This window comes from Pandoraea vervacti, from assembly GCF_000934605.2.
Taxonomy (GTDB): Bacteria; Pseudomonadota; Gammaproteobacteria; order Burkholderiales; family Burkholderiaceae; genus Pandoraea; species Pandoraea vervacti.
This window is the reverse complement of the sequence record NZ_CP010897.2, coordinates 2,366,683-2,382,162: the sequence shown is the minus strand read 5'-3', so window position 1 is coordinate 2,382,162 and position 15,480 is coordinate 2,366,683. Positions and strand designations below refer to the sequence as shown.

14 protein-coding genes are annotated in these 15,480 nt (G+C 62.3%); 11 read left to right on the top strand and 3 right to left on the bottom strand.

Annotation, left to right across the window (positions count from 1 at the left end; all coding sequences use genetic code 11):
- Nucleotides 1-32: 32 nt before the first annotated feature.
- Nucleotides 33-1,259 carry a pyridoxal phosphate-dependent aminotransferase gene (locus tag UC34_RS10795; RefSeq protein WP_167370657.1) on the bottom strand — a complete coding sequence of 409 codons (1,227 nt, stop codon included), beginning with the start codon at nucleotides 1,257-1,259 and terminating at the stop codon, nucleotides 33-35.
- 269 nt (nucleotides 1,260-1,528) lie between these two features.
- Here UC34_RS10795 and UC34_RS10790 point away from each other — a divergent pair, with 269 nt between their 5' ends.
- The 11 genes from UC34_RS10790 (at nucleotide 1,529) to UC34_RS10740 (ending at nucleotide 13,377) form a co-directional block, all read left to right on the top strand.
- Nucleotides 1,529-1,918 (top strand): Mth938-like domain-containing protein, encoded by a 390-nt coding sequence (locus UC34_RS10790; protein ID WP_044455547.1) that lies wholly within the window; start codon nucleotides 1,529-1,531, stop codon nucleotides 1,916-1,918.
- A gap of 119 nt (nucleotides 1,919-2,037) precedes the next feature.
- Nucleotides 2,038-3,756 carry a glycosyltransferase family 39 protein gene (locus UC34_RS10785; RefSeq protein ID WP_418303938.1) on the top strand — a complete coding sequence of 573 codons (1,719 nt, stop codon included), beginning with the start codon at nucleotides 2,038-2,040 and terminating at the stop codon, nucleotides 3,754-3,756.
- 67 nt (nucleotides 3,757-3,823) lie between these two features.
- Nucleotides 3,824-4,195, top strand: coding sequence for an SMR family transporter (locus UC34_RS10780; protein ID WP_044455546.1), 372 nt, complete (start codon nucleotides 3,824-3,826; stop codon nucleotides 4,193-4,195).
- Nucleotides 4,196-4,344: 149 nt separating this feature from the next.
- A complete protein-coding gene (locus UC34_RS10775) occupies nucleotides 4,345-5,511 on the top strand; it encodes a DegT/DnrJ/EryC1/StrS family aminotransferase (protein WP_044455545.1) in 1,167 nt (388 codons plus the stop codon).
- Entirely contained in the window at nucleotides 5,508-6,539 is a 1,032-nt protein-coding gene (locus tag UC34_RS10770) for a glycosyltransferase (RefSeq protein ID WP_044455544.1), read from the top strand. Before UC34_RS10775 ends, UC34_RS10770 begins: the two co-directional genes overlap by 4 nt.
- On the top strand, nucleotides 6,536-7,468 hold the full coding sequence (locus tag UC34_RS10765; RefSeq protein ID WP_044455543.1) for a formyltransferase: 933 nt from the start codon (nucleotides 6,536-6,538) through the stop codon (nucleotides 7,466-7,468). The genes UC34_RS10770 and UC34_RS10765 overlap by 4 nt, the downstream gene beginning before the upstream one ends.
- 7 nt (nucleotides 7,469-7,475) lie before the next feature.
- Nucleotides 7,476-8,525, top strand: coding sequence for a bifunctional UDP-4-keto-pentose/UDP-xylose synthase (locus tag UC34_RS10760; protein WP_044455542.1), 1,050 nt, complete (start codon nucleotides 7,476-7,478; stop codon nucleotides 8,523-8,525).
- A gap of 215 nt (nucleotides 8,526-8,740) precedes the next feature.
- Nucleotides 8,741-9,646: a polysaccharide deacetylase family protein gene (locus tag UC34_RS10755; RefSeq protein ID WP_044455541.1), complete on the top strand. Its 906-nt coding sequence runs from the start codon at nucleotides 8,741-8,743 to the stop codon at nucleotides 9,644-9,646.
- A 106-nt stretch (nucleotides 9,647-9,752) separates the two neighbouring features.
- Nucleotides 9,753-10,214, top strand: coding sequence for a peroxiredoxin (locus tag UC34_RS10750; protein ID WP_044455540.1), 462 nt, complete (start codon nucleotides 9,753-9,755; stop codon nucleotides 10,212-10,214).
- Nucleotides 10,215-10,545: 331 nt separating this feature from the next.
- Nucleotides 10,546-12,300 (top strand): PhoH family protein, encoded by a 1,755-nt coding sequence (locus UC34_RS10745; RefSeq protein ID WP_044455539.1) that lies wholly within the window; start codon nucleotides 10,546-10,548, stop codon nucleotides 12,298-12,300.
- Nucleotides 12,301-12,588: 288 nt separating this feature from the next.
- Nucleotides 12,589-13,377: a C40 family peptidase gene (locus tag UC34_RS10740; protein ID WP_044455538.1), complete on the top strand. Its 789-nt coding sequence runs from the start codon at nucleotides 12,589-12,591 to the stop codon at nucleotides 13,375-13,377.
- A 378-nt stretch (nucleotides 13,378-13,755) separates the two neighbouring features.
- Here the strand turns inward: UC34_RS10740 and UC34_RS10735 are convergent, their stop codons facing one another.
- Nucleotides 13,756-14,766: an inorganic phosphate transporter gene (locus tag UC34_RS10735; protein ID WP_044455536.1), complete on the bottom strand. Its 1,011-nt coding sequence runs from the start codon at nucleotides 14,764-14,766 to the stop codon at nucleotides 13,756-13,758.
- A gap of 13 nt (nucleotides 14,767-14,779) precedes the next feature.
- Nucleotides 14,780-15,406 (bottom strand): DUF47 domain-containing protein, encoded by a 627-nt coding sequence (locus UC34_RS10730; protein ID WP_044455534.1) that lies wholly within the window; start codon nucleotides 15,404-15,406, stop codon nucleotides 14,780-14,782.
- Nucleotides 15,407-15,480 lie beyond the last annotated feature (74 nt).

Genomic DNA, 15,480 nt, shown 5'->3' with positions numbered 1-15,480 from the left:
TTTACTCAAAAGTCGAAATCGGTTGGCGCGCATCACTTGCCGTGGCGACGGCGATAACCGTCAAGGAAGCGGGCAATGCGGCTGATGGCGTCTTCCAGGTCGCCCTCGTGAGGCAGGAACACTACGCGGAAATGGTCGGGATGCATCCAGTTGAAGCCACTGCCCTGCACCAGCAGGACCTTCTCTTCGAGCAGCAACTGGAGAATGAAGTCCTGATCGTTGGCGATGGGGTACACCGCCGGATCCAGACGCGGGAACAGGTACAGCGCCGCCTTCGGCTTCACGCACGTCACACCGGGAATGTCGGTGAGCATGCGGTGCGCGAGTTCGCGCTGCTCGTACAGCCGGCCGCCCGGCACGATCAGGTCCTTGATGCTCTGATAGCCGCCCAGCGCGGTCTGAATGGCGTACTGCCCCGGCACGTTGGGGCACAGACGCATCGATGCGAGGATGTTGAGCCCTTCGATATAGTCGCGCGCATGGCGCTTGTCGCCCGACACGACCATCCAGCCCGCGCGGTAACCACACGCGCGGTAGCTCTTGGACAGGCCGTTGAAGGTAATCGTGAGAACGTCTTCGGAAAGCGACCCGATCGAGGTATGCACTTCGCCGTCGTACACGATCTTGTCGTAGATCTCGTCGGCGTAAATGATGAGTTTGTGCTCGCGGGCGAGCGCCACGATGTCCTTGAGCAGTTCGTCCGAGTACAGGGCGCCCGTCGGGTTGTTCGGGTTGATGACGACGATCGCGCGCGTGTTCGGCGTGATCTTCTTGCGGATATCGGCCAGATCCGGTTGCCAGTCGGCCTGCTCGTCGCACACATAATGCACCGGCGTGCCGCCCGAGAGGCTGACCGCAGCGGTCCAGAGCGGGTAGTCGGGCGCCGGAACCAGCACTTCGTCGCCATCGTTGAGCAGTGCCTGCATCGCCATCACGATCAACTCGGACGCGCCGTTGCCGAGATAGATGTCATCAAGTTGCACGTCGTTGATGTGCTTTTGCTGACAGTAATGCATGATCGCCTTGCGCGCCGCGAACACACCCCGCGAATCCGAATAACCGGCCGAGTTCGGCAGATTGCGGATCATGTCCTGAACGATCTCGTCAGGCGGCTCGAAACCGAACGGCGCCAGATTGCCGATGTTGAGCTTGATGATGCGATGACCTTCGTCTTCCATGCGCTTGGCATGTTCGAGCACGGGCCCACGAATGTCGTAGCAGACATTCTGCAATTTCTGCGATTTGAGGATCGGTTTCACGGCGATTGTGGTCTTGACGGGCGGCGCAGGGGTCCGGACGGGCCGGTAACAGGCGGGACGACGTGAAAAATGCCGCGCTGCAACGGTTTTGCCGTGCTGCGTACGGCAAAAAGCTATAATTTAGCCAATTATGACAGAGTTCGGCAATGCATCATTGACGGTTTGCGACACGCAAGGCAAGATGCCGGCCCGTTATCCGTCACGATCTGTCGACGCTCAGCCACCACTGGCTAACCACTGGCTAACCACTGGGTAGGGAATCTCCGAAAGTGAAACTGCATCAAGACCCGTCGCAAGCGGCATTGAACACGGTCACCGGCTACGGCTCGGGCTATGTCGAGGTCAACAAGGTTCGTTACGACCATAGCGTGATCATTTCGCCCGAGGGCGAGATTTCGCCCTGGCCGGTATCGCGCTTCGACGCCCTCGACAACTCGCATTTCGACATGCTCCGTGCCCGCGAACCCGAGGTCGTCATCTTCGGCAGCGGCGCGCGCCTGCGCTTTGCGCACCCCCGCCTGACCACAGCGCTCACCAGCCAGCGCGTTGGCGTCGACTCCATGGATACGCAGGCGGCTTGCCGTACGTACAACATTCTGATGAGCGAAGGACGCCGCGTCGTGCTCGCCCTGCTCATCGAAACCGGGACGGCTGAGTGAGCCGCCGCCCGCTCGCTTCCGGTCCGTCGGCGGCCGAGCCGCTTAACGCGACTTCGCTGACCACATCCACCACATCCACCACATCCACCACACCCGCCACCCTGCCTACGCCGTCACCTTTGGCCACCACCGCCGCACCGCCGCCCGCGCTGCCGGGCGACGCCGCCTACCCGCTGTCACCTGCCGCGTTCTGGCTGTTGCTCATCGCATTCGCGCTCGTATGGTTCGGGGTGCTCGATTATCGTCATCTGATTTCGAGCGACGAAGGCCGTTACGCCGAGATGGCACGTGAGATGTGGACGACCGGCGACTGGATCACGCCACGCTACAACGGCTACAAGTACTTCGAAAAGCCGCCGCTGCAAACGTGGATGAATGCATTGACGTTCGCCGCGTTCGGGCTTGGCGAATGGCAGGCGCGACTCTGGACCGCACTGACCGGGTTCGCAGGCGTGCTGGCAGTCGGCTTCACCGCTCGCCGCGTGTTCAACGCCCGCGTGGGCCTGTTTGCCGCGGCCGCGCTGGCTGCCGCACCGCTGTGGTCGCTGCTTGGGCACTTCAACGTGCTCGACATGGGGCTGTCGTTCTTCATGGGACTGTCGCTGTGCGCGCTGCTACTCGCGCAACGGCCCGGACTAGCGCGCGGCGCCGTGCGCGGCTGGATGTGGCTGTGCTGGGCGGCGATGGCGCTTGCCGTGCTGAGCAAGGGGCTCGTCGGCATTGTGCTGCCGGGCGCCGTGCTCGTGCTCTACACGGTCATCACCCGTGACTGGGCGTTGTGGCGTCGGCTGTATCTGGGCAGCGGCCTGATCGTCTTCTTCGCGATCGCCACCCCGTGGTTCGTGCTCGTTCAGATGCGCAACCCGGAGTTCTTCGACTTCTTCTTCATCAACGAGCACTTCCGCCGTTTCGCGATGGAAGGCCATAACCGCGACGGCGCGCCGTGGTACTTCGTGCCCGTGTTCCTCGTCGGCTTTCTGCCCTGGCTGTCGGTCTTGCCGGGCACCGTGCGCGCCACGCTGCGCATGCCGCGGCAACCCAACGGTTTCGCGCCCGCCGTCATGCTGTGGGTATGGTCCGTGTTCATCTTCGTTTTCTTCAGCGCATCGCACTCGAAGCTGATTTCGTATCTGCTGCCGATCGCGCCGGCCATGGCGTTGCTGTTCGGCCTGTATCTCGCGCAATTGCGTCGCGACACCGTGCGCGTGCACATGGCCGGCTACGCGGTGTTCCTGATCGCTGCGCTCGTGATGGTCGCCCTCTTTGCCGGACGCGCCGGCAGCGTGCGCAATCCGAACGAGTTGTACAAGGCGTTTCAGGTGTGGCTTTACTTCGCGCTCGGCGCCGGATTGATCGGCACGCTCGTCGCGTGGCGCCTCGCCCGTCACAGTGCGCGCCGCGCCTTGCTGACCTTCGCCGGCGGCATGTTGCTGCTCGTGACCATCGGCGGCATGGGCCATGAGGTGTTCGGCCGCCAGAGCACGGGCGTGCTGCTGGTGCCGGCCGTCAAGGCGGAAATGCAGCGACTCGGGCCGAACGTGCCGTTCTATTCCGTGAACGTGCTCGATCACACCATGCCCTACTACCTCGGGCAGTCCATGATCATGGTGCAGCACCCGGACGAGCTGGAATTCGGCGCGAAGCAGGAGCCGCAAAAGTGGCTGCCCACGCTCGAAGACTTCTATGCACGCTGGCGGGCCGATCCGAAGGCGCTGGCGCTGGTCGATCCCGATACGTTCAGACAGCTTGAGGCGGTGCATTTGCCGATGCGCATCATCGCGCGCGATGTCCGTCGGGTCGTGATCTCGAAACCGCTGCCCGAAGACAACGTAAAATAGCGCGCTCGGGACTTTCCGAGCCCTTTTGCGGTATCCATAATTATTCACAAACGTTCACAAACGTTCCATGAATCTCGCCACGTTTTCCCTTATTCTCACGGGCGTGCTGCTCAACGCATGCGCCCAGTTGTTGCTCAAAGCTGGCGCCAACGCGATTGGCGCACTGGAGTTCACGCGCGCCAACATCGTGCCGATCGGCATCAAGCTGGCCACGCAGGTACCGATCATGGGCGGGCTCGTCTGCTATGCCATCAGCGTGGTTGTCTGGATTCTGGCGCTCTCGCGCGTGGAAGTGTCGATCGCCTATCCGATGCTGTCGCTGGGCTACGTGGTGAATGCGTTCGCCGCCTGGTACCTGTTCGGCGAGACGCTGTCGATGCAACGTATGGTCGCCATCGGCATCATTCTGGTGGGTGTTTATATTCTGGCGCGCAGCTAAGGCTGCGCCCGACGCAATCGCAGAACGCGCGGCTTTCGCCGTGGCCGCCCCGGAAAGCCTTCGGCACTGTGGGGCATCCGGGCCACGGGCGTGCAAGCCGGCGCGTTTGCCCTGCATCTTTGAGCTACTTTGAGGCTTAGTCATACATCATGAGCGACTCGGCAACCTCCCAACCGAATCAACCGTTCATCCCGTTCACGCGGCCGACCATCGACGACGCCACCATCGCCGGCGTGTCGGACGTGCTGCGCTCGGGCTGGATTACCTCGGGTCCGCAAGTCCAGGCTTTTGAGAAGGCCCTGTCCGAATATTTCGGCGGCCGTCCCGTACGCGTGTTCAATTCGGGCACGGCGACGCTGGAGATCGGCCTGCGTATCGCCGGCGTGCAAGGCGGCGACGAAGTCATCACGACGCCGCTGTCGTGGGTCGCAACGTCCAACGTCATTCTGGAAGTGGGCGCCACGCCGGTGTTCGTCGACGTCGATCCCGCCACGCGCAATATCGATCTCGACTTGCTGGAAAAAGCGATCACGCCGAAGACCAAGGCCATCATCCCGGTCTATCTCGCCGGTCTGCCGGTCGATATGGACCGTCTGTACGACATTGCGCGCCGTCACAATCTGCGCGTGGTCGAAGATGCGGCACAGGCCATGGGTTCGAGCTGGAAAGGCAAACGTATCGGTTCGTTCGGCGACCTCGTGTCGTTCAGCTTTCATCCGAACAAGAACCTGACGTCCATCGAAGGCGGCGCGCTGGTATTCAATACCGATGAAGAAGCGCGGCTGGCCGAGAAGTATCGTCTGCAAGGCGTGACGCGGTTCGGGCTCGACGGCATGGACGTCGACGTGCTCGGCGGCAAGTACAACCTGACGGACGTGGCCGCGCGCGTCGGGCTGGGCCAGATGCCGCACCTGGCGGAATTCAACCGCCGCCGCACCGAGCTCGCGCGCCTGTACTTCGACACGCTCGCGGGCGGCGCGGCCGTCAAGCTGGGGGTCGGGCTGCCGCATGCCGATTTCACCAATTCGAACTGGCACATGTTTCAGATCGAATTGCCGCTGGAGCGTCTGACCATCGACCGCGCAGGCTTCATGGAGCAACTGAAGGCGCGCGGCATCGGCAGCGGTGTCCACTACCCCGCGATCCACCTGTTTACAATGTACCGTGCGCTGGGCTTCAAGGAAGGCCAGTTCCCGCTGACGGAACGCCTGGGCCGCGCCATCCTGACGCTGCCGCTGTTCCCCGCCATGACGGATGCCGACGTTGCGCGCGTCTGCGAAGCCGTAAACGCCATTTGCGCTGATCACCAAAAATGAATCGACCACAACTCTCCGTCGTCATCCCGGTTTATAACGAGGAGGCGGGCCTCGGCGCACTTTTCGCCCGGCTATACCCTGCGCTCGACAAGCTGGGCGTGACCTACGAAGTGGTGTTCGTCAACGACGGCAGCCGTGACCGCTCGGCCGCCCTGCTTGCCGAACAATACCGCGCACGCCCGGATGTGACGCGCGTCGTGCTGTTCAACGGCAACTACGGCCAGCACATGGCCATTCTCGCGGGCTTCGAGCATACCCGTGGCGAATGGGTCATCACGCTCGACGCCGACCTGCAGAATCCGCCCGAAGAGATCGGCAAGCTCGTGGCCCAGCTGTCCGCTGGCCACGACTACGTGGGCACGGTGCGCATGAACCGTCAGGACACCTGGTTCCGGCGCAACGCGTCGCGCGCCATGAATCGACTGCGCGAGCGCATCACGCGCATTCGCATGACCGATCAGGGCTGCATGCTGCGCGGCTATAGCCGTCACATCGTCGATACGGTGAACCAGTGCCGCGAAATCAATACGTTCATCCCCGCGCTCGCCTACACGTTCGCGCAGAATCCGACGGAAGTGGATGTCGCGCATGAAGAACGCTTTGCGGGGGAATCGAAGTATTCGCTCTACGCGCTGATTCGCCTGAATTTCGACCTCGTCACCGGCTTTTCCGTCGTGCCGCTGCAATGGCTCTCGGGCGTGGGTATTTCGCTCTCGGCGGCCTCGGGTGTGCTGTTCATCGTGCTGATGGCAAGACGCTTCCTGTTCGGCTCGGAAGTTCAGGGGGTTTTCACGCTGTTTGCCGTGACGTTCTGTCTGCTCGGCGTCATCCTGTTCGGCATGGGTCTGCTCGGTGAGTACATCGGCCGCATTTACCAGCAGGTGCGTCAACGTCCGCGTTATCTGGTTCAGGCGGTACTCGAAGAATCGGCTGGCCGCGCTGACAAGACGGCAGATGGCGTGCAAGCTGCCGCACATAGCGCCACGCTGAGCACCGGCGCCACCGAATTGGGATCGCACACCCCATGAGCACGCAAGCCAACCAAGCTGCCCAAGCCCCCAGGGCCGTCGTATTCGCGTATCACAACGTTGGCGTACGCTGCCTGCAGGTACTGCTCGCACGCGGCGTCGAGGTCGCGCTCGTGGTAACGCATCGGGACAATCCGAACGAGAACATCTGGTTCGGCAGCGTCGCCGACGTTGCCGCCGAGCACGGCATCCCCGTCGTCACCCCCGAGGATCCGGCCGATCCGGTGCTGGCCGAACGCGTTCGCGCCGCAGCGCCGGACTTTATTTTCTCGTTCTATTACCGCCACATGATTCCGGTGGCCCTGCTGGATATCGCGCCGCAAGGCGCGTTCAACATGCACGGCTCGCTGCTGCCGAAATATCGCGGCCGCGTGCCGGTGAACTGGGCCGTTTTGCATGGCGAAACGGAAACTGGCGCAACGCTGCACGAAATGGCGCTGAAGCCGGATGCCGGGGCGATCATCGATCAGACGTCGGTGCCCATCCTGCCGGACGACACCGCAGGCGAGGTATTTGAGAAAGTGACGGTCGCCGCCGAGCAAACGCTCTGGCGCGGCCTGCCGGGGCTGATCGCAGGCAACGCGGTGCGTCATCCGAACGAACTGGCTGCGGGCAGCTATTTCGGTGGACGCAAACCCGAGGACGGCCGCATCGACTGGAGCCAGCCGGCGCAGGCGGTCTACAACCTGATCCGCGCCGTCGCACCGCCCTATCCGGGGGCGTTTACCGACGTGGCGCAGCGTCGTTTCGTGGTCACGCGTGCCCGTCTGTCGCGCACGCGCGTGCCCCCCGGTTTGCCCTGCGGACTGCAAGTAGTGGATAATGCGCTCCTCGGCATTTGCGGCGACGGAAATGCCATTGTCATTCATGAACTAATGCTGGACGGCAAGCCTGTCACGCCGGAACAGTTTTCCCAGCTCAATCACTGACCGTAATATGAAAAAAGTCCTGATTCTCGGTGTCAACGGGTTCATCGGCCACCATCTGTCGAAGCGCATCCTGGAGACGACCGACTGGGAAGTTTATGGCATGGACATGCTCACCGATCGCCTCGGCGATCTGGTCAACCACGAGCGCATGCACTTCTTCGAAGGCGACATCACGATCAACAAGGAATGGGTCGAGTACCACATTCGCAAGTGCGACGTGATCCTGCCGCTGGTCGCCATCGCCACGCCGGCGACCTACGTGAAGGCGCCGCTGCGCGTGTTCGAGCTCGACTTCGAAGCGAACCTGCCGATCGTTCGCTCGGCCGTCAAATACGGCAAGCATCTGGTGTTCCCGTCGACCTCCGAGGTCTACGGCATGTGCACCGACGCCGAATTCGACCCGGAAGCCTCGCCGCTCATCTACGGCCCGATCAACAAGCCGCGCTGGATCTACGCCTGCTCGAAGCAGCTCATGGATCGTGTGATCTGGGGCTACGGCATGCAGGAAGGCCTGAATTTCTCGCTGTTCCGTCCGTTCAACTGGATCGGCGCCGGCCTTGACTCGATCTACACGCCGAAGGAAGGCTCGTCGCGCGTGGTCACGCAGTTCCTCGGCCACATTGCTCGCGGCGAGAACATCAGTCTGGTCGACGGCGGTCACCAGAAGCGCGCCTTTACCGACATCGACGACGGCATCGACGCACTGGTGCGCATCATCGATAACAAGGGCGGCATCGCCAGCGGCAAGATCTACAACATCGGCAACCCGACGAACAACTTCTCGGTGCGCGAACTGGCCAACATGATGCTCAAGCTCGCCAGCGAGTTCCCGGAATACGCGGAGACGGCCAAGAAGGTTCAACTCGTCGAAACGTCGTCGGGCGCCTACTACGGCAACGGTTATCAGGACGTGCAAAACCGTGTGCCGAAGATCGAGAACACCATGCAGGAACTCGATTGGAAGCCGACCACGTCGATGGACGACGCACTGCGCAAGATTTTCGAAGCGTATCGCGGTCACGTCGCCGAAGCTCGCCGTCTGGTCGAGGGCGAATAACGCCGGCGCATCGCTCCGACCTGCCTCATCGCGCATGCGGCACCGTCTGAGCATCGCACGACACGCCCGGTGCGCCATTGGCGCATCGGGCGTTTTTGACTGCGGATGCCGGGGCAACACCCGGACTGCGCGCAGTTCGACTCCGTAATTTGATTCGACATTCGAGATATCGCGCCACACGCGCCACATCTCCGATGTCTCTCTCAAGGACGGCCATGGCCAAAATTGTCCTGAAGATCGACGTCGACACCTTGCGCGGCACGCGCGAAGGCGTCCCCAACCTGCTCGCGGCGCTGGCCGAGCATGACGCACAAGCGACGTTCCTGTTCAGCCTTGGGCCCGACCACACCGGCTGGGCACTCAAGCGCGTCTTTCGTCCCGGCTTCCTGAAAAAGGTGTCGCGCACTTCGGTCGTCGAGCACTACGGCTTTAAAACGCTGATGTACGGCACGCTGCTGCCCGGCCCGGACATCGGCAAACGCGCGGCCGACGTCATGCGTACCGTGCAGAGCGCCGGACACGAAACCGGCATCCATACGTGGGACCACACTTACTGGCAGGACAATGTGCGCACGCGAGACGCCGCGTGGACGCAGCGTCAGATGTCGCAAGCGCACGCGCGCTTCACGCAGATCTTCGGCGCGCCTCCTCTCACACATGGCGCGGCCGGTTGGCAGATGAACGACCATGCGTTTCGTCAGATCGACGCCTGGGGCATGAAATATTCGTCGGACGGCCGCGGCGCCGCGCCGCACTATCCGATCGTGGACGGCGTGCGCCTGAAACACGTGCAAATGCCGACGACGCTACCCACCGTCGACGAGTTGCTCGGCGTCGATGGCCGAGACATCAACGGTGTGGCGGCGCATCTGCTTGCCCTGAGCGCCGATCCGGCGCAAGATCACGTGTTCACGCTACATGCGGAACTCGAAGGTCAGAAGCTTGCGCCGTTGTTCCGTCAGGTGCTGGCCGGCTGGCGTCGCCAGGGGCACGATCTGATCACGATGGGCCAGTACTACGAGACACTGGATCTCGCCGCACTGCCCGCCCATCCGGTGGTGTGGGGCGAAATTCCGGGCCGCTCGGGCGACCTGATCCTCGAAGGCCAGGCCGCCGCCTGATCGCCGGGCGCGATAGGACACGGCTCGCCGTGCCGGCAGACATCTCAAACAGCATTCGAAACCCTTTCCCGAACCGGCCTGCCACAGGCCACCCAAGGAGACCATAGTGACGGTAGCCATCGACACTCCCGTGCCCGATTTCACCGCACCGGCCACCGGCGGCGATTTTTCGCTCAAAGGCCATCGCGGCCAGAAGGTGGTGATCTACTTCTACCCGAAGGACAACACTCCCGGCTGCACCACGGAAGGCATGAATTTCCGTGACAGCTACGCGCAGTTCCAGGCCGCCGGCGCACAGATCGTCGGTGTGTCGCGCGACAGCCTGCGCTCGCACGAGAACTTCAAGAACAAACTCGAGTTGCCCTTCGCGCTGATTTCCGACGCCGATGAAGCGGTGTGCAAGCTGTTCGGTGTCATCAAGTTGAAAAAACTGTATGGCAAAGAACATCTTGGCATTGAGCGAAGCACGTTTCTGATCGACGAAAAAGGCGTGCTGCGCAAGGAATGGCGTGGCGTTCGCGTGCCCGATCACGTTTCGGAAGTGCTGGCTGCCGTGCAAGCGCTCTGAGCGCTCGGTCCACGCGCGACATCCGCGTCGGACGGGCGCGCGCGCGCGAGCGCCCTCGCCGCTCAAGCGCTATTCGCTGCGGTGTTGCGCACGGGCCGCTGCGACCGCCAGTGAGGGCATTCGACGCTATACAAGCACGGCAAGAGACGTTATAGTCGGCCGTAATGATCAAGCGCATTGAACGAGACTATTGCAGGCGTCGCCAAGGCGGCGCCTTCAGCCAAGCCGCCTCTCCGGTGCGTCCGGGCAGGCGGCTTTTTTGTTGCCGGGACGTGAGGTATTGCCGTTTGTCCCGGCCGAGTCGTGTTGTGTTTTCTTGAACGGGAAATCTATGCCATTGCCATCGGCGCCGACCAAACCGGGCACGCTGCTTGCCCCGGAACAATTCCCCACTCGCCTCAAACCTTCGCGCACGGAGGCCAAGAAACCGATTCCCTCGTCTGAACAACATGCACTGGGTGAGACGTCCGGTGCCGCAGGTGCTGCAACTGCCGCAAGTGCGACCGAATTGAAGGTCGTCCCGAAAACCGCCCCGGCGACGCAGACCGCGCCACAACCGGCGCCCGTCGCACGTTCGCCTCAGTCGCCGTCGCCGGCAGACTCGACCGGCGCCAGCCCATCGCTCAAGTCCGTGAAGTCGACGGCAAGCGGTTCGGGTTCGAAACGCACGCGCGGCAGGGATACGGAACCGGCCAAGCTGTTCGTGCTCGACACGAACGTGCTCATGCACGACCCTAGCAGTCTGTTCCGTTTCGAAGAGCACGACGTCTATCTGCCGATGATGACGTTGGAAGAGCTCGACAATCACAAAAAAGGCATGTCGGAAGTGGCGCGCAATGCGCGTCAGGTGAGCCGCACGCTCGACGGGCTGGTTGCCGAGAGCGGCACGAAGTCGATGGCCGAAGGCATTCCGCTCTCGCGACTCGGCAACAAGGACGCCACCGGGCGCCTGTACTTCCAGACCGACCTGCCCGATGTCCCGCCGCTCGAAGGTCTGCCGCAGGGCAAGGCCGACAACCAGATTCTGGGCGTCGTGCGCGCGCTGCAGGACAAGTTCCGTGACCGTCAGGTGGTGCTGGTGTCCAAGGACATCAACATGCGCGTCAAGGCGCATGCGCTCGGCCTGCCCGCGGAAGACTATTTCAACGACAAGGTGCTCGAGGACAGCGACCTGCTTTACTCGGGCGTGATGTCCCTGCCGCCGGACTTCTGGACGAAGCACGGCAAAGGCATGGAGAGCTGGCAGGACAACCGCACCGGCACCACGTTCTACCGCATTACCGGCCCGCTCTGCGCGAGCTTCCTCATCAATCAGTTCGTCTATCTGGAGACGAACAACGGTGAGGCGCCCTTCTACGCGCAGGTTCGGGAAATCAACGGCAAGACAGCGCTGCTGCAAACGCTGCGTGACTATGGCCATCACAAGAACAACGTGTGGGGCATCACGGCACGCAACCGCGAGCAGAACTTCGCGCTGAACCTGCTGATGAATCCCGAAGTGGACTTCATTACGCTGCTCGGGCAGGCCGGTACCGGCAAGACACTGCTCGCACTGGCCGCCGGTCTGGCCCAAACGCTCGACGAGAAGCGCTACAACGAGATCATCATCACGCGCGCGACCGTGCCCGTCGGTGAAGATATCGGCTTCCTGCCGGGCACCGAGGAAGAGAAGATGCAACCGTGGATGGGTGCATTCGACGACAACCTCGAAGTGCTGCAAAAGACGGACGACTCGGCCGGCGAATGGGGTCGCGCCGCCACGCAGGAACTCATTCGCTCGCGGCTCAAGGTCAAGAGCATGAACTTCATGCGCGGACGTACGTTCGTGAACAAGTTCGTCATCATCGATGAAGCGCAGAACCTGACGCCGAAGCAGATGAAGACACTGGTCACGCGCGCCGGCCCTGGCACCAAGCTGATTTGTCTGGGCAACATTGCACAGATCGATACGCCGTACCTTACCGAAGGCAGCTCGGGCCTGACGTACGTGGTGGATCGGTTCAAGGGCTGGGGGCATAGCGGACACGTCACGCTGGCGCGCGGCGAACGTTCGCGCCTGGCGGATTACGCAGCGGAAATTCTCTGACGTCCGCCTACCCCGCCTCGGGGATCGATGCAGAACAAGACGGCGCCCTCGGGCGCCGTTTTTTCTTTACGAGGACAGAACGACGCGGACGACGCCAGCAACACCTCACCCAAGTATCCATGGCGCCGCGCCGAGGAAATCGCCCGGGAAGCCGCGAATTTGTGACGTCGATGCTACAAAAGGCCCGAAAATCGGCACTTTTGCGGTGCATTCGCACGGTAAGCGTCGTAAACTCTGCGCATGCCAATCCAGCGCCTGCCGAGCATGTCTCGTTCTCCGACTCGTCCGATGGCCCGAAGCAAGACATCGCCGGCAACGCTGGCCGGCGTGCCGTGGCGAAGCGCCGGGGTGCTGGCGCTGACCCTGCTGGTTGCCGCGTGCTCTTCCGGCCCCACCGTCCGACAAGGCAGCAGCGCGAACTATGGCAACCGCACCGTCGGTCCTGAGCGCAGCGCCGGCCAGGAGGAAATCACGCTCGAAGCGATGAGCCTCGTTGGCATTCCTTACCGCTACGGCGGCAATACGCCCGATTCCGGTTTCGACTGCAGTGGTTTGGTGCGATATGTCGTGGCCCGCGCCGCCGGCGTCAATCTACCCCGCACAACCGCGGACATGAGCGGCGTAGGCACGGTTCTGGAGCGCGACGACCTTGCCTCAGGCGATCTGATCTTCTTCAACACCACGGGACGCCCTCACTCGCACGTGGGTATCTATGTGGGACAAGGGAAGTTCGTGCACGCGCCGAACTCCGGCGGCACCGTACGGTTGGAGAGCATCTTCGTCCCGTACTGGGCAAAGCGTATCGACGGTGTGCGCCGCGTGGCCGCCAACAAGGCCCCCGCAGGCAATACCATTTACGTCGATCGTTCCACACCGGCGACGGTTGCCGAAGCACCGGCTGCGGCGCCGCTGCCGAATGTGCCGCTGAACACCGCGCCGAATCGTCCGCTGACGGCCTCGACGCCGTCGCCGCTGGACACACCCCAGGTGACCTCGCCCAGCAGCACTGCCCGCCTCACCGCCCCGCCTGCGCAGGACGATGATCCGATCGCACGCTTCGCCAACAGCTCGATGTAGCTAGGCCTGCCGACGAGATACGTCGCGCGCGCAGCGCTCTGGCGCCCTGGCGGCAATGTCATGAATGGCTTTGTCAGTGCAGATGCACGAGCAAGGTCGCCGCACCGCCAATGTTGATTGCAGCGCCCATCAACAGGCGCAATGGGCGGTGGCGAAGCGATTGGATCAATGGGGTCATGTCAGCCTCCTGCGGGGTTCAATAAAACGCCATGAACAAATGATAATCAATCGCAATTGACTGTTGAAATTGATTGTCCCGATGGCGGCGATTTGCCGTCTCAATCGCCTGGGCGCAAAAACAGAAAAAGCGGCCGAAGCCGCTTTTTCTCGCTTTTTCTGTCTCTGAAGCGTGCCGCCGTCAGTCGACGGCAAACCGCATCACAGGAACTGCTTGCCGACCCACCAGGCAATGGCGGCGATGAACGCCGATGCCGGGATCGTCAGCACCCATGCCCAGACGATGTTGCCTGCCACGCCCCAACGTACCGCCGAGAGCTTGCGCGTGGCGCCCACACCGACGATGGCGCCGGTGATGGTGTGCGTGGTCGAGACCGGCACGCCGAGCCAGGAGGCGAAGAACAGCGTGAACGCCCCGCCTGTTTCGGCGCAGAAGCCACCGACTGGCTTGAGCTTCGTGATCTTCTGCCCCATCGTGCGCACGATACGCCAGCCGCCGAACATGGTGCCCAGACCAATCGCCAGGTAGCAACCGATGATCACCCACAGCGGCGGTTCGGCAGCTTCCTGCGGCCATAGGCCGGCCGCGATCAGCAGCATCCAGATGATGCCGATGGTCTTCTGCGCGTCGTTGCCGCCGTGCCCGAGGCTATACATACCGGCCGAAACCAGTTGCAGGCGACGGAACCAGCGATCCACGCGCGCCGGTGGCGTGCGGAAGAAGAGCCACGACACGAGCAGCATGAAGAACGAGCCGAGCACGAAACCGAGCAGCGGCGAGACGAAAATGAACGCCACCGTTTGCAGCAGGCCGCTCGCGACGAGCGACCCCGTGCCCGCCTTGGCCACCGCCGCGCCGACGAGACCGCCAATCAGCGCATGCGACGAACTCGACGGAATCCCGTAGTACCACGTGATGATGTTCCAGGCGATGGCGCCGACGAGTGCGCCGAAGATCACATAGTGATCGACGATCTCGGGGTGCACCGTGCCCTTGCCCACCGTCGCTGCGACTTTCAGGTGAAAGACGAACAGCGCGATGACGTTGAACATGGCGGCAAAAGCCACCGCCTGATGCGGTTTGAGCACGCCCGTCGAGACGACCGTGGCGATCGAATTGGCGGCGTCGTGAAAACCGTTCATGAAGTCGAACAGAAGCGCCAGTACGACCAATAGTCCGACCAGCCAGAGGCTGATGTGCAGCGTTGCCATCGAAAGTCTCCGCTCAGGCGTTTTCCAGCACAATGCCTTCGATGATGTTGGCAACGTCCTCGCACTTATCGGTCACCGACTCGAGCAATTCGGACACCGCCTTCTGCTTGATCAGTTCCTTCACGTCGGCTTCCTCGCGGAACAGCTTCGACAGCGATGCGCGCAGCAGCCGGTCGGCTTCCGATTCGAGACCGTCGATCTCCTCGCAGAGCTTCAGGATGTCGCGGGCACGATCCATGTCGTTGAGCAGTGCGACCGTGCTTTGTACACGCTCGCAGCATTTCACGCAGATCTCGCCGAGCGTGCGGGCCTCGGACGGCACGCTCTTGATGTCGTACATCCACACGGCAGTCGCCACGTCTTCCATCAGATCGAGGATGTCGTCCATCGTACTGATCAGCTTGTGGATCTCATCGCGGTCGAAAGGCGTGATGAACGTCTTGTGCATCAAGTCGATGGTCTCGTGCGTGATGCGATCCGCTTTCTTCTCGTTGTTCTGCACAGCAACGGTACGTGCCTCGGCATTGGGCAGGTCGTTGAGCATGGCAGACAGCTCGCGGCTGCCGGCAACCATGCACGCCGCGTGCTGGTTGAACAGGTCAAAGAACTTGCCCTCGGTGGGCATGAAGCGACCGAACATTATTGGAAAACTCCGGGTATTGATAGGGGACGGGTCGACACAAAAACGTCACATTCTACCTCGTCGGAGGCGTG